The 18,019-nt window shown below is 66.7% G+C and carries 15 protein-coding genes, 1 tRNA gene and 2 pseudogenes; 12 read left to right on the top strand and 6 right to left on the bottom strand.

Features of this window, described 5'->3' with window-relative positions:
• Positions 1-305: 305 nt before the first annotated feature.
• On the top strand, positions 306-1,994 hold the full coding sequence (locus M446_RS04865; protein ID WP_012330972.1) for a methyl-accepting chemotaxis protein: 1,689 nt from the start codon (positions 306-308) through the stop codon (positions 1,992-1,994).
• A 107-nt stretch (positions 1,995-2,101) separates the two neighbouring features.
• Here the strand turns inward: M446_RS04865 and chrA are convergent, their stop codons facing one another.
• Positions 2,102-3,298 (bottom strand): chromate efflux transporter, encoded by a 1,197-nt coding sequence (gene chrA, locus M446_RS04860; protein WP_012330971.1) that lies wholly within the window; start codon positions 3,296-3,298, stop codon positions 2,102-2,104.
• 117 nt (positions 3,299-3,415) lie between these two features.
• Between chrA and M446_RS04855 the strand changes: the two genes are divergently transcribed.
• The 7 genes from M446_RS04855 (at position 3,416) to M446_RS04830 (ending at position 9,546) form a co-directional block, all read left to right on the top strand.
• A complete protein-coding gene (locus M446_RS04855; RefSeq protein ID WP_012330970.1) occupies positions 3,416-4,255 on the top strand; it encodes a tyrosine-type recombinase/integrase in 840 nt (279 codons plus the stop codon).
• 693 nt (positions 4,256-4,948) lie between these two features.
• On the top strand, positions 4,949-5,101 hold the full coding sequence (locus tag M446_RS34750; RefSeq protein WP_083784792.1) for a periplasmic nitrate reductase, NapE protein: 153 nt from the start codon (positions 4,949-4,951) through the stop codon (positions 5,099-5,101).
• A 9-nt stretch (positions 5,102-5,110) separates the two neighbouring features.
• On the top strand, positions 5,111-5,419 hold the full coding sequence (locus tag M446_RS04850) for a chaperone NapD (protein WP_083784633.1): 309 nt from the start codon (positions 5,111-5,113) through the stop codon (positions 5,417-5,419).
• A 39-nt stretch (positions 5,420-5,458) separates the two neighbouring features.
• Entirely contained in the window at positions 5,459-7,975 is a 2,517-nt protein-coding gene (gene napA, locus M446_RS04845; protein ID WP_012330967.1) for a nitrate reductase catalytic subunit NapA, read from the top strand.
• Positions 7,975-8,433 carry a nitrate reductase cytochrome c-type subunit gene (locus M446_RS04840; protein WP_012330966.1) on the top strand — a complete coding sequence of 153 codons (459 nt, stop codon included), beginning with the start codon at positions 7,975-7,977 and terminating at the stop codon, positions 8,431-8,433. Before napA ends, M446_RS04840 begins: the two co-directional genes overlap by 1 nt.
• 1 nt (position 8,434) lies before the next feature.
• Complete coding sequence (locus M446_RS04835) at positions 8,435-9,049, top strand: NapC/NirT family cytochrome c (protein WP_012330965.1); 615 nt, start codon at positions 8,435-8,437, stop codon at positions 9,047-9,049.
• 11 nt (positions 9,050-9,060) lie between these two features.
• A complete protein-coding gene (locus M446_RS04830; protein ID WP_012330964.1) occupies positions 9,061-9,546 on the top strand; it encodes a DUF4142 domain-containing protein in 486 nt (161 codons plus the stop codon).
• Positions 9,547-10,317: 771 nt separating this feature from the next.
• On the opposite strand, the gene M446_RS04825 is transcribed toward M446_RS04830, so the two are convergent.
• The 3 genes from M446_RS04825 to M446_RS04815 form a co-directional block, all read right to left on the bottom strand.
• Complete coding sequence (locus M446_RS04825) at positions 10,318-11,115, bottom strand: hypothetical protein (protein ID WP_012330962.1); 798 nt, start codon at positions 11,113-11,115, stop codon at positions 10,318-10,320.
• A 1,468-nt stretch (positions 11,116-12,583) separates the two neighbouring features.
• Entirely contained in the window at positions 12,584-13,333 is a 750-nt protein-coding gene (locus M446_RS04820; protein ID WP_012330960.1) for a glutamine amidotransferase, read from the bottom strand.
• 279 nt (positions 13,334-13,612) lie between these two features.
• Positions 13,613-13,891: a hypothetical protein gene (locus M446_RS04815; RefSeq protein WP_012330959.1), complete on the bottom strand. Its 279-nt coding sequence runs from the start codon at positions 13,889-13,891 to the stop codon at positions 13,613-13,615.
• A 195-nt stretch (positions 13,892-14,086) separates the two neighbouring features.
• Here M446_RS04815 and M446_RS04810 point away from each other — a divergent pair.
• The 3 genes and pseudogenes from M446_RS04810 to M446_RS04795 all read left to right on the top strand — a co-directional run bounded on the left by M446_RS04810 (position 14,087) and on the right by M446_RS04795 (position 15,702).
• Positions 14,087-14,162, top strand: a tRNA-Ile gene (locus M446_RS04810).
• Positions 14,163-14,282: 120 nt separating this feature from the next.
• Positions 14,283-15,136 (top strand): annotated as a pseudogene (locus M446_RS34740) (IS3 family transposase); the annotation flags it as partial.
• 383 nt (positions 15,137-15,519) lie between these two features.
• On the top strand, positions 15,520-15,702 hold the full coding sequence (locus M446_RS04795; protein ID WP_043700840.1) for a hypothetical protein: 183 nt from the start codon (positions 15,520-15,522) through the stop codon (positions 15,700-15,702).
• 202 nt (positions 15,703-15,904) lie between these two features.
• Here M446_RS04795 and M446_RS04790 read toward each other — a convergent pair whose 3' ends face one another.
• A complete protein-coding gene (locus M446_RS04790; RefSeq protein ID WP_012330955.1) occupies positions 15,905-16,213 on the bottom strand; it encodes an HU family DNA-binding protein in 309 nt (102 codons plus the stop codon).
• Between the two features lie 203 nt (positions 16,214-16,416).
• On the bottom strand, positions 16,417-16,851 hold the full coding sequence (locus tag M446_RS04785) for a MucR family transcriptional regulator (protein WP_012330954.1): 435 nt from the start codon (positions 16,849-16,851) through the stop codon (positions 16,417-16,419).
• 137 nt (positions 16,852-16,988) lie between these two features.
• On the opposite strand from M446_RS04785, the pseudogene M446_RS04780 reads away from it, so the two are divergent.
• Positions 16,989-17,721 (top strand): annotated as a pseudogene (locus M446_RS04780) (response regulator).
• Positions 17,722-18,019: the final 298 nt, after the last annotated feature.

Here is an 18,019-nt window from a genome sequence, read left to right as displayed (position 1 = left end):
CTGTGCCGCGAGGGGGCCCGAGGGGCCGGCGGCTAAGATAGGGTGCTTGGCCGCGGGCGCCACGTCCCCGCGCGTCGTCGAACCGGGCCGCTGCCGGTCGGGCGTGAGGAGCCGCCGCATCAGCTCGGCGCACGGCCCCGGCCTGTTCCTCGATTCCTCAGGAGGATGTACGCCGTTCAGCATAGTCCACCCGTGCGAGAACGAGATTATGCTGGTCGAATCGGGGGGTACCCCGGAATTTACACTTATTTAAGCGCGCTAATCCAATTTCTAACCATGGGTCAGGCGCCCTTGGGAAAACCGTTATGAAACTCCGCAACATCAAGGTTCTGGGTAAGCTCATCAGCGTCATCCTGCTGATCGGCGCCATCGTGGGCAGCGTCGTGTGGTACGCCCAGGGCCGAATGAGCTACATCGACGATGCCTATACGCGGCTGATCGGCGAGGAGGAGAACGCCACGGCGACGACGCATCGGCTCAACCGGATGATCTTCGAGCTGAACTACTGGGCCTACCGGGTGATCGCCGAGACCGAGGAGGCGCAGATGGCGCACGCCGATGCCGGGTTCCAGGCGGCGCTGCCGGAGATCGAGAAGGCGCTCGAGGCCCTGCGCCGGCAGGCTCCCCGCTACGTGGCCTGGGCCGACGAGCAGCGGAGCCTGATCCAGCGCTTCGTGAGCGAGGTGAAGGAGGTGCGCCGGCTCGGGATGGCGAACCGCAACGCCGAGGCGCTCGCCGTCGTTCACCGCGCGGTCGATCCGATCTTCGACGCGCTCGTGGCGGGCGGCGAGGCCCTCGCGGGCGAGATGTCGGCCGTGGCGAGCCGGCGCGACGAGGAGCTCACGGAGGAGACCAACGCGACCCGCCGCAGCCTGATCGTCGTCAGCGCGCTCGCCCTGCTCGTCGGCATCCTCGCGGCGATCGTGGTCGGGGTGATCGGGATCACGCGGCCGATCGGGCGGCTCGTCGGGGTGCTCGAGCGGATGGCCGCCGGCGAGATCGACGCCGAGATCGCCGAGGCCCGGCGCGGCGACGAGATCGGTGCTATCGGCCGGGCCGTGGAGCGGATCAAGACGATGGTGGCGCGGGCGGCCGCCGACGAGGCCGAGCGGCGGCGCGTCGCCGAGGTGGCGGCCGCGGCGGCCCGCCGGGAGGCCATGACGAGCCTCGCGGTGGAGTTCGAGCGGGCGGTCGGCGGCATCGTGGGCCTCGTCTCCTCCTCCGCCACCGGGCTGCGGGCCACGGCCGAGACCATGGCGGCGGCGGCGAGCGAGACCGCGCTGCAATCCTCCAGCGTCGCGGCGGCGGCCGAGGAGGCGTCGACGAATGTCGGCACGGTGGCGGCGGCCGCGGAGGAACTCGGCACCTCCGTGCAGGAGATCGGCCGGCAGGTCTCGGGCTCGGCCGGCCTCGCCCAGGTCGCGGTGGGCGAGGCGGAGGAGACGGGGCGGCTGGTGCAGCAGCTCAGCCAAGCGGCGACCCGGATCGGCGACGTGGTCGGGCTCATCTCCTCGATCGCGAGCCAGACCAATCTCCTCGCGCTGAACGCCACGATCGAGGCGGCGCGGGCCGGCGAGGCCGGGCGCGGCTTCGCGGTGGTGGCCGCCGAGGTCAAGGAGCTCGCCAGCCAGACCGCCCGGGCGACGAGCGACATCTCGGCCCAGATCGGCCAGATCCAGGACGCGACCGGCCAGGCCGTCTCGGCGATCGGCTCGATCTCGGCCCGCATCCGCGAGATCAGCAGCGTGTCGACCACCATCGCGGCGGCCGTGGAGGAGCAGGCGGCGGCGACCCAGGAGATCGTGCGCAACGTGTCCCAGGCCTCCACCGGCACCAGCACGGTCACCTGCACCATCGCGGGCGTGGCGGGCACGGCCGAGCGGACCGGCGGCGCGGCCGCGCAGGTGCTCGCCTCGGCCGGCGAGCTCTCGCACCAGTCGGAGCGGCTCGGGGCCGAGGTCGCCCGCTTCCTGGCGAGCGTGCGGGCCGCCTGACTCACACGCTGTCCGGACGATCACGTCCGGACAGCGTCTGCCAAGCCCGCGCGGCGCGTGAGCGAAGCCGACATCCGCATGGCGGACGCAATCCGTCGGATGTCGAATCAGGGGCCGAGCCGCGCCCCCGCAGCCGCGCTCAGCAGCACCACGAGCCAGGGCGGGGCGCGCCCGACGGTCAGGAGCACGAAGCCGGTCGCGGCGACCGCCATGTCGCGGGGGGAGTGGACGGAGCTGGTCCAGACCGGGTCGTGCAGGGCCGCGGCGAGGATCCCGACCACGGCGGCGTTGGTGCCGCGCATGGCGGCCTGGGCACCGGGCCGCGCCCGCAGGGCATCCCAGAAGGGCAGGGTGCCGAGCACCAGCAGCAGGCCCGGCAGGAAGATCGCCGCCAGCGCGAGCGCCGCCCCGGGAACTCCCCCCGGAGCCCCCTGCAGCACGGCGCCCAGATAGGCCGCGACCGTGAAGAGCGGCCCCGGCACGGCCTGGGCGGCGCCGTAGCCGGCCAGGAACGCGTCGGTGGTGACGAAGCCCGGCCCGACCAGGGAGGCCTGCAGCAGCGGCAGCACCACGTGGCCGCCGCCGAAGACCAGGGCGCCCGCCCGGTAGAAGGCGTCGAAGGCGGCGAGCGCCCCGGAGCCGGTCAGCGCGGCCACGGACCCCGGCAGGACCAGGAGCGCGGCGAAGAGGGCGAGGGAGGCGAGGCCGGTCCGCCGCGAGACCGGGAAGGCGGCGGCGTGCCCGGAGCCCGCGCCCGGCCCCCGGCAGAGGAGGAGCCCGCCCGCGGCGCCGAGCGCGATGGCGCCGAGCTGGCCCGCGGCGCCGGGCAGCAGCACGACGAGCCAGAGCGCGGCGAGGCCCAGGCCGGCGCGGGGCCGGTCGGGCGCGAGGGTCCGCGCCATGCCCCAGACCGCCTGCGCCACCACCGCCACCGCGACGAGCTTCAGCCCGTGCAGCACCCCCGCCGCCAGGGGGCCGGGGGCCGCCCCCGCCCCCAGGGCGACCGCGACGAGGAGGAGGGCGGAGGGGAGGGTGAAGCCCGCGAAGGCCGCGAGCCCGCCCGCCAGCCCCCCGCCGCGCAGGATGCCGAGGGAGAACCCGACCTGGCTCGACGCCGGCCCCGGCAGGAACTGGCACAGGGCCACCAGGTCCGCGTAGGCCTCCTCGTCGATCCAGCGGCGGCGCAGGACGAGTTCGTCGCGGAAATAGCCGAGATGCGCGATCGGGCCGCCGAAGGAGGTTAGGCCGAGCTTGAGGAAGGCGGAGAAGACCTCCGCGAGCTGACCGTCCGTACTGGTGCGCATGTGACCGCTAAGTCCCTTGAATGGCCGAGGAAGGCACAGCCCGTCGTCCGTGATGCGCCGCAGGAGCTCGCCGAAACGCGCGATGACGGTGCGGGGAGGAGCGTGAGAACAGCAGGCATGACCGGGACGCTTTCCACCGTGAGGGTCGCGACGCTGAGGACGCCGGGGATGTCCGGCGACGGTGGCGGCCCGTGGCTACAGGTGACGGGCAACGGAGCCAAGAGCTGGATCTTCCGCTTCACCCTGCGCGGCAGGGCGCGAGCTATGGGGCTCGGCTCAGCCTCGCCATTCTCGCTCGCGGAGGCCCGCGACAAGGCACTTGTCCGCCGAAAGTTATGCGCGGAGGGGATCGACCCGATTGAGGCGCGAAAGGCGAAGCGCCAAGATCTCGCGGCCAAGGCGGCGCACGCGATGACGTTCCGCCAGTCTGCCGAAACCTACATCTCGACCCACCGGGCTAGCTGGCGCAATGCCAAGCACGCCATGCAGTGGAGCTCGACACTGGAGACCTACCTTCATCCTGTGCTCGGTGATTCGCCCGTGGCGGCGGTGGACACGAGGTGGGTGATGAGGGTGCTGGAGCCGATCTGGACGAACAAGTCTGAGACCGCCAACCGGTTGCGAGGGCGGATCGAAGCCATCCTGGATTGGGCTCGCACCCGCGGGTATCGCACTGGTGATGACCCCGCACCTTGGCGCGGCCATCTTGAAAACCTGTTGCCGGCCCGGTCCAAAATCCGGCGGGTCGAGCACCACGCCGCCTTGCGCTACAAGGATGTACCGCAGTTCCTGGCGACGCTGCGCACCGGCGGCAGCATTGCCGCCCGTGCCTTTGAGTACACGATCCTGACTGCCGCGCGCACGGGCGAGGTGCTGGATGCCCGGTGGCACGAACTCGACCTCTCAGGTGGTGTGTGGACCGTACCGGCAGAGAGAATGAACGCACGTTCGCTCTGACAATGGACCTGAGTTCACCGCCACTTCTGTACAGAAGTGAATCACCGCCGTGGGCGCAAAGATCGCTGAGATAGACTCTCTCCAGAGTCCCGCATTGCTGGGCATGTCGTTAAGGAAATCGAAGGGGAGCCGAACCCGGACGCGAACGAAACTTCTGCTTCAAGGCGGCAGAGTGAATTTTGCAGGCCGCATTCCGAGACCCCCGACGCTGCAATGGACACAGTTTTTGCGGGTGCGCGGCGACTCCACTACTGCACATTCAAAGGGGTTCATCACTCAGCCCGTTCGTCTGCTGTGGCGCAAACGAGTTGCGTTCAAGTATTTATAGCATCCATCAATTGCGTTCGAGACCAATCTAAATCAATAACACCTGGAACCGAACCCTCCGCTGTTACGTTTGATAGTCGGGCTAAAAGCCCCTAACACAATCCGCCTTCGCCCCCGCTAAGTGGTTGAAATTTCAGGAGCGAAGGCGGCTTGGATAGGTGCTCTAAGTCACGCAATACGCCCAGGTGAGGACACGCGTCCGGCGGTGCCGTGCTTACGTGTCCTTTTCGGCTCGCTATCGCAGCGCGAGACAGTCATTGCGGCGCTTGAAAACAGAACCGGAACCTTCGTTTCCGGCTATCACGGCCTGGGTCAGGCCTAATCGGGGGGAGGCTGGTAGTGCAAAGCCAGCAGGCTCAAGAGAAAATGCCAACACGAGATGGCCGTGCGCGAGAGTTGCTGACTTTTCTGGTCTTAGCGGTCCTGATATGGCCTTTTATCGCGGTCGGAGTGGTCTCCGGCTGGGGCTTCCTCGTCTGGATGTACTACGCGTTCACTGGTCCTCCAGGACCCGTCTAGGAGAGAGCGATGGCGCATGAACAAGCGTCCTTGTCACGACGGGACCTGCTGGCCGGCCGTCCGGCCGCCGGACGCGCAGCGGGCGGTGGACATCATGTCAGCGGATTGGTGGTCCACGCCCGGCCCGAGCGTCTAGCCGGGGTGCTGGCCTCGCTCAGGGCGATGCCGGGCCTCGACGTGCATGGGGAGAGTCCCGCTGGGAAGATCGTCGCCACGCTGGAGACCTCCACGGAGGACGACGTTGTGCAGCGGCTGGGCGAGATCGGGGAGCTACCCGGCGTCCTCTCTACAGCGCTTGTCTACCACCGCTTCGACTAGGCGCGCCGGTCGGCGACCTGCCGCACCCAGGAAACGACCATGGATATGTCTCGTCGAACTCTGCTCAAGGCTCAGGCCGCGGCCGCGGCGGCTGCTGTCGCCGGCATCGACCTGCCGGCCGAGGCGCAAAATCTTGCGGCCGGCGAGGACATCGCCCTCAAGTGGTCAAAGGCACCATGCCGATTTTGCGGCACGGGTTGCGGCGTGATGGTCGGGGTGAAGGACGGTCGCGTGGTCGCGACGCACGGCGACATGCAGGCCGAGGTCAATCGCGGCCTGAACTGCGTGAAGGGCTACTTTCTCTCGAAGATCATGTATGGCGCGGACCGGCTGACGCAGCCATTGATGAGGGTACGCGGCGGCAAGTTCGACAAGAACGCTGAGCTGCAGCCGGTCTCCTGGGACCAAGCCTTCGATGAAATGGCCCGGCAGTGGAAGCGCGTCCTGCGCGAGAAAGGGCCCAAGGCCGTTGGCATGTTCGGCTCGGGCCAGTGGACCATCTTCGAGGGCTATGCTGCGACCAAGCTCATGCGGGCCGGCTTTCGATCTAACAACCTCGATCCGAATGCCCGCCACTGCATGGCATCGGCCGCCGTCGGCTTCATCCGTACCTTTGGCATGGACGAGCCGATGGGGTGCTACGACGACTTCGAGCATGCCGACGCCTTCGTGCTCTGGGGCTCGAACATGGCGGAGATGCACCCGATCCTTTGGACGCGGGTCATCGACCGCCGTCTCAGCGCGCCGCACGTCCGTATCGCGACGCTCTCAACCTACGAGCACCGCACGACCGAGCTGTCGGATCAGTCACTGATCTTCCAGCCTGGGACCGACCTCGCCATCCTGAACTTCGTCGCGAACTACATCATCCAGAACGGAGCCGTGAACCGCGACTTCGTGGAGCGCCACGTCAACTTCCGAGTTGCCAACACCGATATCGGCTACGGCCTCCGGCCCGAGCACGTGCTGGAGCAGCGCGCCACGCATGCCAACGAGGCCGCCGTGTCGCAGCCGTCGAACTTCGACGCCTATGCCCGCATGGTGGGAGAGTACACTCTTGAAAAGACTGAAGAACTGACCGGGGTGTCGAAGGAGCGGCTCCTGACCCTCGCAAAGACGTACGCCGATCCGAAGATCAGAGTGATGTCACTCTGGACGATGGGTTTCAACCAGCACGTCCGCGGTGTCTGGGCGAACCACCTCGTCTACAACATCCATTTACTGACTGGGAAGATCTCGGAGCCCGGAAACAGCCCTTTTTCACTGACGGGTCAGCCATCGGCCTGCGGAACGGCTCGCGAGGTTGGCACCTTCTCGCACCGCCTACCCGCGGACATGCAGGTCAACAACCCCGAGCACCGCAAGCACGCTGAGGAGATCTGGAAGCTGCCACCCGGCTTGTTGAACGGCGAGATCGGCTACCATGCCGTGCAGCAGGACCGCATGCTCAAGGACGGTAAGCTCAACGCTTACTGGATCATGTGCAACAACAACCTGCAGACGGCTCCCAACACGAACACCGAGACCTATCCGGGTTACCGCAACCCGGCCAACTTCGTCGTCTGCTCGGACCCCTACCCGACCGTGACCGCGATGGCCGCGGACGTCGTGCTGCCCACGGCCATGTGGGTCGAGAAGGAGGGTGCTTACGGCAATGCCGAGCGCCGGACGCACATGTGGCGCCAGCTCGTCAATGCCCCCGGCGATGCGCGCTCGGACCTCTGGCAACTGATGGAGTTCTCCAAGCGCTTCACGACCGACGAGGTTTGGGCGCAGGAGATCCTGGTCGCTCATCCGGATTACAAGGGCAAATCGCTCTTCGACGTGCTTTGGCGCAACGGCAGCGTTGACCGCTTCGGATTGGACGAGATCGCAGCGGACCACGAGAACTTCGAATCGAAGCAGTTTGGCTTCTACGTCCAGAAAGGACTGTTTGAGGAGTACGCCTCGTTCGGGCGCGGTCACGGCCATGACCTCGCACCCTTCGACCGCTACCACGAGGTCCGCGGCCTGCGCTGGCCCGTCGTCGATGGCAAGGAGACGCGCTGGCGCTATCGCGAGGGACACGACCCCTACGTCGAGAAGGGGGCCGGCTGGCAGTTCTACGGCAATCCCGACCGCCGAGCGGTCGTCATGGCGGCGCCCTACGAGCCGCCGGCCGAGGCTCCGGATCAGGAATACGACCTCTGGCTGGTCACAGGTCGCGTGCTGGAGCACTGGCATTCGGGCTCGATGACGATGCGGGTGCCAGAGCTCTATCGGGCCTTCACCGGCGCCGTGATGTTCATGCATCCCGACGACGCGCAGAAGCGCGGTCTCCGCCGTGGGCAGGAGGTGCGGATCATTTCGCGGCGCGGTGAGATCCGCTCCCGGGTAGAGACCCGGGGACGCAACAAGATGCCGCCCGGGCGCGTCTTTGTTCCGTTCTTCGACGCCAGCCAGCTGATCAACAAGGCCACGCTGGACGCGACAGACCCGATCTCGAAGCAGACCGACTTCAAGAAGTGCGCCGTCAAGGTGATCGGCGTCGCCACGGCCGAGCGTGGGGCGGAATGATGCGTCGCCTTCTGCTCTCCGCCTGTACTGGTGCGGCCTGCCTCGTCGCGGGGGCGCTGTTCGCGCAGGATGCTCCTCGGTTGACCGGTCCGGAGCCGTTCACCAAGGAAACGCCGGCCCCGCCGATGCAGCGGCAGGTCACCGACGACGTGCGCCGCAAGCGCAACTATCCGGACCAGCCGCCCCTGATCCCACACGCAATCGAGGGTTACGCGCTCGACCTGAACGCGAACAAATGCCTGGCCTGCCACGCTCGAAAGTTCACCGAGCAATCGCAGGCCCCGATGATCAGCGTCACGCACTACCAGGATCGCGAGGGAAACACGCTCGGCGGGGTCTCCCCACGTCGCTACTCATGTCTCGCCTGCCACGTTCCGCAGACCGGGGCGAAGCCGCTCGTCCCGAACACCTTCGTCGACATGGACGCGCTGGTTGAGCGCGAGCCCCGGGGGCGCTGAGATGGCGGCAATTGCTAGGGCGTGGTCCTGGTTCTGGCTGAACCCTTGGGTGCGTACGGCCACGCGTCCTCCCGTCACCCTGTCGCTGGCTTTCCTCACGCTAGGCGGCTTCGTTGCAGGAGTCCTGTTCTGGGGCGGCTTCAACACAGTCCTGGAGCACACCAACACCGAGAAATTCTGCACGTCGTGCCACGAGATGAAGACGAACGTCTTCGAGGAGCTCAAGGGCACGATCCACTACACCAACCGCTCGGGCGTTCGCGCGAGCTGTCCCGATTGCCACGTGCCACATCAGTGGACCGACAAGATCGCGCGCAAGATGCAAGCCTCCAAAGAAGTCTGGGGGCACATCTTCGGCTCGATTGACACACGTGATAAGTTCCTGGATCTGCGCCGTCACTTGGCAGAACACGAATGGGCGCGGATGAAGGCCAACGACTCCTTGGAATGTCGCAACTGCCACAGCGCCCAGTCGATGGACGTGTCGAAGCAGAATCCGCGGGCGGCGGCAGCTCACGAGAAGGATCTGTTCACAGGCCAGAAGACGTGCATCGACTGCCACAAGGGCATCGCGCACAAGCTTCCCAACATGCAAGGGGTTCCAGGATGGCAATGAGCCGGCGACGAATGGCTTTCGCGGCGATCGCCTTCTGGGCTGCGGGCGTAGCCCAGTCGCACGCGAACGACGCTACGGGACGGTTCATCGAAGCCGCCTACTCGTCTGCCCTGTTCCAGGCGCAGATCTCCCGCATCGCTGCGGCCAAGGAGCCACGGCCCGGCATCAAGTCCCTGGCCGAGCGTGTACGCGACTTCCGGACTGCTCAGTTGCCGGAACTCGCCCGGCTGGCGGGGGACGCCGGGGTCGAGGTGCGGAACACGCTCGATCGGGAGCTGCGAAGCATTGTTGAGAACATCGAACCCCTAGATTACTTGGCGCTTTCCCGGCGCTACGCCGAGGTGGAGACGCAGGCCCTTAGCCTGGAGATCGCTGCCTACGAGGATGCCACTCGGTCGGAAGCGCAAGCGGTCCGAGAGTATGTCGCAGCAACCTTGGGAACGCTGCGCGACCTCCGCAAGGTATCCCAGGCCGAACTCGCCGCAGTCGCGCCCTGACGAGCGGCCTTCCGGCTCTGAGCTCCCGCTCCCTAATGTGCGTCGCCACAGCCTGGTTGTTCCAGCTTCTTGCGGGACAAGCCTGAACTTATGCCGCCACCGTTCGTCTCTCGCCGGGGCTCTCTGTCATCACTAGTGTCAACTGAGAGCAGTGGCAACTCAACGGTCAGTCGAACCGAGTTGTTGGATACGTAAGCGGATAATGTATTAGCAATTACATTGAAATAATTTGCATTACCGCTATCAACATCCTCGACGTCTATGAATATGATATTATCCTAGGTTATATCCACTCAGCGCCCAAAGTCGCGATCGCGAAAATTAATACTTCTGCACGATGCCAAGTCAACAACCTGCGTAGGCTCACGCATAGGACGTTAGCCTTAGATACGTCTGTAATCACTACGGCAGTAGTCAAACGATGACCGGTGAAAGTTTACGCTTCAGGATAGGCGCTGATGACCCGTTCTCGGCGCCGCTCGCGCAGCTCCAGGGGGGCGTTGCAACGGGTCGCGAAGGACGACAGCGTAAAGTCGCTCCGGAGGGACTGGACCGAGGTCGGCCGGGCCGTCGAGAAGGTCGGCGGGGGGCAAAGGTAGCGGCGGCTCCGCGCCTACCCTGGGCGGCGCTCTCCTGCTGCAGGTCTAGAGCGGCACCCGATCACGTTGCAATCGGGTGCCGCTCTCGATCTTTGATCTTGCCGCATTGTCCGCGACGAACCGGCATCCGCTTCGTCGGACAATGCTCTAGGTGCAGCGGTTCCCGCCTCGCTCAGAGGTTCGTGGCGTCGAACTTCCACAGCTCGCCGGTGTTGGTCACGCCCCAGACGGTGTTGCCCCGTCCCGCCAAGCTTTCGATGTGCAGTGGCGGCAGGCTCTGATCGTGCTTCGGGGTCGCCAGTTGCCGCCGGTCCGGCAAGGTCGACACTCGCGTGAAGTGCACGCCATCGGAGTGCCAGACCGTGCCGTTCGTCCCCGCGAGCCAGAGCCGTCCATGCGGCCCCAGCGCGACGTCGCCCACTTCGCTCGCGTTGGTGCGCCACCAATCCGTTTGCGACGGGTTCAACCGCCAGAGCGACCCGTCGTTTCCGGCGAGCCAGATCGTGTCGGCTCTCACGACGAGGTCCGGGACCACAGCGATGCGGATGAACACGGGCGCGCCGTCGTGCGGCCGCACCTGAACAAACTGGTCCCCGACCTCCCCGGTCATCCAGACCGTCCCGTTCTGTCCAAGCACCCAGGCGCGATCGAACGGACTCACGGCGACGTCGAGCATGCCGCTCGCCTTGGTCTTGGTCCAGCCCTGCCCGTTAAAGCGCCACAACTCGCCCGCGCCCGTGACCGCCCAGGCGACGTTCTGGCGCGTGTCGGCGAACTGCCGCCCGTGCGACCCGGCGATCCGCGTCACTCCCGGCGGCAGCCCATGGCCCGTGAGCTGCTCGAAATCCTTGCCGTCATCCGTCCGCCACACCGTGCCGTTCCGGCCGGCAAGCCAGAGCGGCTCGTTCGCGGATGGTGCCGCGCCCACGTCCCCCATCCCACTCGCCGCCGTCGGCACCCAGCCCACCATCCCCCTCCTCCCGCTCGGCCCGTATTACGGCGGCATCAGGACGCCACGGTGGCAAGCGTTCACCCGGGCGGCACTTTCCGCAAGCCCTGTTCCCGTAGGAATATGCGCAAAGCTTTGACCGTGCGAGTGGGCTCACGCCGCACGGTGCGGGTGAGACGACAGGGTGTTGCTCCGAGTCGGATGAACGAAACTGCGTGCTGTATGCACTGTCTGCCATGGGCCGATTTTGGTCCTGGACCCGCAGGCGGGCGGCGCTTGATCGGCCCGGGCGTGCGGGCGCACGATGCCCTTGATCATGTGGGGATGCCTTCGGCCCGCCCGGCTCCGGCCGCGGCGGACCTTTCTGCTTCTACGGCAATGTCTTGCACCAATAGGCGGAGAGCTTAGCCGATATTCCGATCACGGACGCGTGAACCAATCTCCAGATCCCGTTTTGTCCTGCAATGAACCAGCACATGTCAGGCTTTGCAGTTCAGCTAAACCGGGGGATTGTACGTGGAAGAACTGATCGTGATCAAAGCTAAGCGCGACGGCACTTACACATTAGTGAGCGGAGGTCGCCCGCTCGTGTGGGGCCTTGATCCTGCGATGGCTCGGCGTCTTGCCGCGAGCTTAGGCGCCGATGTTCAACTTGATCTTTCGCTCGATCCTCCGCGTGCGTCCAAGCGGTAGCTCACTGCCGATCCGGCCAGGGCGTGTCCCGCCCCGTCACCCGTAGCCGGCGGGCGCGGTCCCCGCTTCGGCCATGCTCCAGCCCGTGCGCGCCTTCAGCCGCGCATAACGCCGACCTGCTTCGACCCACAGGCCGAGCCCGCAAGTGCAAGGTGATGTCCGGAAACGGCATGTTGGCCGGGACGCGGTCGGTGCTGATCGTCGCCTCGTGGCCGCGTGGAGAGGCGCCTCGGAGTGCAGCGGTGTTCGTGACCTGTCCCGCGGGCCCGCGGCCGCCCGGCATCGGCGCGATGCGCCCCGATCGCCTTTTCGTGGGCATGAGTGCACATCCGGTCGAGTTGCAGGACGAAGGCGGGGTCGCTGAACCAGCTCGGCGCCATGTCGGAAAGGCCGTCCGCCCGGAGGGCCTCAAGAATTGTGGTGTGGTCGGCATGCTCCCCGGAGCGGGCGAGCGACCGAGCTACGGCTACCACCCTCAGTCGGCCGCGCGTCTTCTCGCGAAATGCCCATCCGTCAGCCATGGCACCGCCCCCAGTCCAAGGTCCGAAGTACGTCTCTCAGAGGTGAGGACTTCAAGGCCGCACCAAGGCCGAAGCGCACGCAGTGAGAATGCCGTGTGATTTGTGCGCGAGGTGTGTCTTTACCTCCACAAAACTCGCAGTATTGCGTGATGCAATCGGCTCGGCCAGGGAGTTGATGGCAGCCCAGGTCCAGCTGCCCGTCCGTAGGGACGCGAGGCGGCGCACCCGGATCTCGCCGAAGAGCCGGCAGAGCAGGTGAAGACTGAGGCTGACGATCATGCGGACGAGGCCCCGTCGCCGAGGGCGAGCCAATGGTCCAGGAAGGCGTCGAGCCAGCGGACCATCTGGGGATCGTGCATGTAGCGGCCCTCGATCTGGCGGACGCGATCCTGGGCGCCGGGCAGGGCGAGGCGGTGGGCGGCCCGCACGGTCCAGCGGCAGAGCATGGCGTGGGTGACCTCCGGGTGGAATTGCAGCCCGAAGGCCGCCGGCCCGACCCGGATCGCCTGGGTGGGGAAGTCGTCCCCGGTCGCCAGCATCTCGGCGCCCGCCGGGCAGGTGAAGCCCTCGCGCTGCCAGTGATAGACGTGGGAGGGCCACGCCTGCCCGATCTCCCGCGCGAAGCCGCGCCCGGCCTCGGTCGGGACGAGCGGGTAGTAGCCGATCTCGGCCCGGCCCTCCGGGTGGGCTTGGACGCTGGCGCCGCAGCACTTCGCCAGCATCTGCGCGCCGAGGCAGAGGCCCAGATAGGGCTTCCGCTCGGCGAGCGGCACGGCGATCCAGTCGATCTCGCGGCGCAGGAACGCGTCGGGGTCGTTGGCGCTCATCGGGCCGCCGAAGATCACCGCGCCGGCATGCGCGGCGAGGGTGGGGGGCAGCGGATCGCCGTAGCGCGGCCGACGGACGTCGAGGGGATGGCCGCGCTCCTGCAGGAGGCGCCCGACCCGCCCGGGGGTCGAGAGTTCCTGGTGCAGGACGATCAGGACCGGTTTCCTGTCCGGCGCGCGACCGGGCGCGGCGCTCACGCGCCGGCCCCGGGCGGCGCGCCGGTCCCGCCGGCCCGGAGGGCGGCCAGGGCGACCGCGATTTCGCCTTGACCCTCGCCCGGCGGGGCACCGCGGATCATCGGCAGGCCGCCATTTACCGGCGCGACGACGGCGGTTGGGGTGCGACGAGATCCGCTCATGCGCTGCAACGCTCGACGGCGAGCTCCGACGTCGCCGTGAAGGACCGCCGGGCGCGCGCCCGTCGGACGATGCTCTCCAGGTTCGGTCGCCCGCGCCACGCGATGAGGCGGTGGCTGGTCAGGGCGCACTTATCGTCGAGCCCATGACCCCGCGCCAGTCGCCCCGGATCATGCCGGCCTGCCGGCGCACCGAGAACAGGGTGAGCGTGTCCCACCCGAGCTCCGCCGCCTCGGCGCTGAACTCGCCAACGAAGTGGCGGCAGTTCTCCAGGATCGTCGCCCAATCCTCAAGGCGGAGGCCGGGGCACGGTGGCTGGCCGAGCGAGAGGGAGGCGAGGCCGCGGTTCCACCCATGAACAAGGGTAGTGGGGTCGGCAGGTAGGTCGGGCGAAAGCATGGCTGGGAGTTAGAGCAGCACCCGATCACGTTGCAATCGGGTGCTGCTCTAGATCTTTGATCTTGCCGCATTTTCTGCGACGAACCGGCATCCACTTCGTCGGAAAATGCTCTAGCGCCAGCCACCCTGCTGCGCCACTCGACCCTGTGGGTGATGACGGCAGGGGCGGAAACCGGCTATCCACCCCATCCTCCTGGGCCCGTAGCTCAACGGTTAGAGCCGGCCGCTCATAACGGTCTGGTTGCAGGTTCGAGTCCTGCCGGGCCCACCAATGACAGAGGCGGTGAACAACTTCCGCTTACGGCCTCTCGAAAGCAGCGCGCCCGTGGTCAGCCCCCATCGGAGTGGTCCGCCCTGAAGTATGGCTCTGAGCCGACGGAGGACGGACGCGATGGGAACGAGGAAACACAAGCCGGAAGAGGTCGTGGCCAAGCTGCGGCAGGTGGACGTGCTGGTCTCGCAGGGTCAGAGCGTGGCTGATGCGATCCGCGCGATCAGCGTGACCGAGGTCACCTCCTATCGCTGGCGCGAGGAGTTCGGTGGGCCGAAGTCCGACCAGGTGCGCCGGATGAAGGAGCTGGAGACCGAGAATGCCCGCAAGGCGATCGCGGACCTCACGCTCGACGGGCTGATCCGGCAGGAGGCCGCCCGGGGACACTGACCAGCCCCGCGCGCCGGCGCGCCTGCATCGAGCATGTCATGGACGTCCTGCACGTCTCCGAGCGGCGTGCCTGTCGCGCGCTCGGGCAGCATCGCTCGACGCAGCGCAAGAGGCCGCGGGGGAGAGACGACGAGGCGGCGCTGCTCGCTGACCTGATCGAGCCGGCGCACCGGTATGGCCGTCACGGCTACCGCAAGATCGCCGCGCTGCTGCGGGCGGCGGGCTGGCTGGTCAACGACAAGCGGGTGGAGCGGCTGTGGCGGCAGGAGGGGCTGAAGGTGCCGGCCCGCCAGCCCAAGAAGGGCCGGCTCTGGGACGGGGATGGCTCCTGTGTCCGGCTGCGGCCCGAGCATCGCGATCATGTCTCGTCCTACGACGTCGTCGAGGCGCGCACGCGTGACGGCCGCAAGGTCCTCCTGCTGAACGTGGTCGACGAGTTCACCCGCGAATGCCTCGCCATTCGGGTGGCGCGCAAGCTCAAGGCAGCGGATGCGATCGATGTGCTCTCGGACCTGTTCATCCTGCCCGGCGTTCCTCCGCACATTCGTTCAGACAACGGGCCCCGCCCCCTTCTGAAGGCCCTTTCTCGTTCAGGGGTGATCCATACCCCGCTTCATGCGAACGGCCGGCTTTTCAGCCCCTCCTACGCTCAGCCTGAGGAACTCGCAGGGCAGGATCCAGTAGCTCAGGTGAATGTGTCGGGCCGGCAGATCTGATTGGATGGGGGCCTTCACCGATGCAAGCGCACCTCTGCCCGCCCGGCGTCCTCCCCTCCGCCGCGGCGGGCTTTCTCCGACGCGGGGCGCGGGTAGTACGAACTGCCAAGCTCTGAATCGGCCGCCGACATGCTTCTCTGGCGGGGTTCTACTCTACGCGGCCTTCAGCCCGCCCGGCTCTGCCGCGGCGGGCTTCCTTCTGCAAGACGTCACGTTTTGCGGCCATGCCGCCCACGGCAGAGGGGCAGCGCATGGCCGACGACGTCGACATCCGGGACGCGCTGGAGGCGCTCCTCCGCGTGGCTGGCCAGATCTTCGACGTATGCGACCGGGACGGCAGCGGGGCCCCAGCGGCGTCGTTCGTCGTCGAGATCCAGGCTCACGCGTGTTGCGAGGCGCTGAACGGCCTGGAGAATCGCGAGCGGTACACGTGACGAAGCGGGTGGCCTGAGAGGCCCCTCGCGAGCCAGCGTTCCTTCGTGCGGGCCGGGCCGTCAGGGGGTCCATCGAACCCGACCCGCTGCCCACTGCCAGGGATCGGCACCCGGAGCAGGCGCCCGCAGATGAGCACAGTCGAGACACCCGCCCGCGGCACCCTGCCGGACGTCCTCACGCGCGTGGAAGCTGGCCCAACCCTCACTCCGCCGCGCGCAGCGTTTGATCGGGCGTGGGATTCAACCGCTCATGCATCTCACGCGAGGCCCTGAACGCCACGTCGCGCTTGGCCGGGACCTCCACTGCTTCGCCCGTCCGAGGGTTGCGACTTTGCCGCGCCTCTCTCGCCGTCGTCTTCAACACCCCGAAGCCGCGCAGCTCGATCCGGTCACCCTCCATCAGGGCCTCGGTGATCCGGTCCAGGACTGCGCGCACGAGCGCGTCAGCTTGGCCATGGGGAAGATGCGGGTTCAATGCCGCGACGCGTTGGATGAGCTGCGCTCTGAGCATGCGGGCACGATGAGACCGTCCGACACCTCCAACGTATCATAGGTTGGGGCGCGTTCTCTACGGCTGTGATCAAGTGACGCCGATCCTTATCGATCCCACTCTCTTTCTGCCCGCCCGGTATTCCCCCTCGCCGTGGCGGGCTTCTTTCGACTCTAGACCCCGCCCTCATGTGAACGGACCGCCCTCGCGCGAGTGCGCCTCGATCATGCCGAGCTGCCGGAAGGAGGTGCACCCTTGCGGCGGTGTTGGCCGAAGCTGAGCGCCTTGGCAAATTCGGAGCGCTGCGCGGCGTAGTTCGGCGCCACCATCGGGTAGTTCGGCGGCAGGCCCCACTTCTCTCGATATTGCTCGGGGGTGAGCCCACGCCCAGTCAGGTGGCGCTTCAGCGACTTGTAGGGCTTGCCGTCCTCCAGGCTGATGATCGCGTCCGGCGTCACCGTTTTCCTGATCGGGATCGGCGGCACCGGCTTGGCCGGCACCACCTCGGCGAGCTTGCCGAGTCCGCTGACCGCCTCGTGGACGCTACGGATTAATCCCGGCAGCTGGCCCGCCGGCACGGTGTTGTAAGATAAGAAGGCCGCAACAAGATCGGCCACCAGCTCGACGTTGCGCGCCGCGCTGCCCTCTGCCTCGGACATTCCCCCTCCTTGAACGTTCTGGCGTCTAGCTTACCTCAGAACTACGCCCATTCATCAATACAGCTCGTAATGCGCGACCATATCCCCACAGAGTGCTTGCAGTTAGAGTACTTAGCCTTCTCACCAGACGCACGAAGTTGCGTCGCGGCCCCACCGCGTTCGTCCTCCTCCGCATTTTGGTGGTCGATGATGAGCCCGCCATCCACCGCTTCCTGGCTCCGGTACTGGTGGCGAACGACTATGACGTGCGGAGAGCCGAGACGGGGGCCAGGCGCTGCAACGGATCGCATCCGATGCTCCGGATGCGGTTGTCCTCGGCCTGGGCCTGCCCGACATGGATGGAAAAGAAGTGATCGGTCGCGTGCGCGCCTGGTCGCAGGTGCCGATCGTGGTGCGCTCAGCCCGGGATCGAGAAGCGGAGAAGATCGCGGCGCTGGACCTGGGGGCCGATGATTTTGTGACTAAGCCTTTCGGGACCGGCGAACTGATGGCGCGTTTGCGGGCGGCTCTGCGGCACCGCCTGCACCAGGTTGGGGAGATGGCGGCGGTCCGGATCGGCGAGATTGAGATCGATATCCTACGTCGGCGCGTAACCCGAAATGATGTCGAGGTAAGGCTCTCGCCGAGGGAGTTTAACATACTTGCGCTTTTGACTCGGCACGCCGGACAGGTTGTCACTCACACGCAGGTTCTGAGCGCGGTCTGGGGGGGGCGTCGCACAAGGCGAATACCCAATATCTGCGCGTCTATGTGGGACACTTTCGCCAGAAACTCGAGCAGAATCAGGCAGAGCCGAGGATTGTCTTCACAGATCCAGGTATTGGCTACCGGGTTGCCGAATCGCGAAGCGTGGAGCCCGCGTCGGCTTGAGCGGACCACGGTAGGCCGGGGCCGAGGGGCAGCTTCCGACCCCTCTCGGACTCTCGGAAGGCCTGTTTACTGGCGGCCCGATTGACTTGGAGCAACCGGTCTTGGCCGGAAATGGCCTAACCGCTTTCGGCAGCGGATGCCCGATGCTGTTGAAAAACCCCCCGCATCTGCACGCCTCTGTATATATAGTAGGATGGCGGATGAGATATGACCACATATTGTGTGATCACCCCGGAATTTGTGCCACAAGCGGAGTTTTTCAACAGCATCGACCCCGAGCGGACGTTCAGCGGATCGC

The organism is Methylobacterium sp. 4-46 (assembly GCF_000019365.1).
Classification (GTDB): domain Bacteria; phylum Pseudomonadota; class Alphaproteobacteria; order Rhizobiales; family Beijerinckiaceae; genus Methylobacterium.
The sequence above is the reverse complement of the archived record's forward strand: the minus strand, read 5'-3'. Positions and strand labels throughout refer to the sequence as shown.

Bases quoted from the DNA above. Each gene is read 5' to 3' on its own strand.
- M446_RS04865 (WP_012330972.1), top strand. From the start codon at position 306: ATGAAACTCCGCAACATCAAGGTTCTGGGTAAGCTCATCAGCGTCATC.
- chrA (WP_012330971.1), bottom strand. From the start codon at position 3,298: ATGCGCACCAGTACGGACGGTCAGCTCGCGGAGGTCTTCTCCGCCTTC.
- M446_RS04855 (WP_012330970.1), top strand. From the start codon at position 3,416: ATGACCGGGACGCTTTCCACCGTGAGGGTCGCGACGCTGAGGACGCCG.
- M446_RS34750 (WP_083784792.1), top strand. From the start codon at position 4,949: ATGCCAACACGAGATGGCCGTGCGCGAGAGTTGCTGACTTTTCTGGTC.
- M446_RS04850 (WP_083784633.1), top strand. From the start codon at position 5,111: ATGGCGCATGAACAAGCGTCCTTGTCACGACGGGACCTGCTGGCCGGC.
- napA (WP_012330967.1), top strand. From the start codon at position 5,459: ATGGATATGTCTCGTCGAACTCTGCTCAAGGCTCAGGCCGCGGCCGCG.
- M446_RS04840 (WP_012330966.1), top strand. From the start codon at position 7,975: ATGCGTCGCCTTCTGCTCTCCGCCTGTACTGGTGCGGCCTGCCTCGTC.
- M446_RS04835 (WP_012330965.1), top strand. From the start codon at position 8,435: ATGGCGGCAATTGCTAGGGCGTGGTCCTGGTTCTGGCTGAACCCTTGG.
- M446_RS04830 (WP_012330964.1), top strand. From the start codon at position 9,061: ATGGCTTTCGCGGCGATCGCCTTCTGGGCTGCGGGCGTAGCCCAGTCG.
- M446_RS04825 (WP_012330962.1), bottom strand. From the start codon at position 11,115: ATGGTGGGCTGGGTGCCGACGGCGGCGAGTGGGATGGGGGACGTGGGC.
- M446_RS04815 (WP_012330959.1), bottom strand. From the start codon at position 13,891: ATGCTTTCGCCCGACCTACCTGCCGACCCCACTACCCTTGTTCATGGG.
- M446_RS04795 (WP_043700840.1), top strand. From the start codon at position 15,520: ATGGCCGACGACGTCGACATCCGGGACGCGCTGGAGGCGCTCCTCCGC.
- M446_RS04790 (WP_012330955.1), bottom strand. From the start codon at position 16,213: ATGCTCAGAGCGCAGCTCATCCAACGCGTCGCGGCATTGAACCCGCAT.
- M446_RS04785 (WP_012330954.1), bottom strand. From the start codon at position 16,851: ATGTCCGAGGCAGAGGGCAGCGCGGCGCGCAACGTCGAGCTGGTGGCC.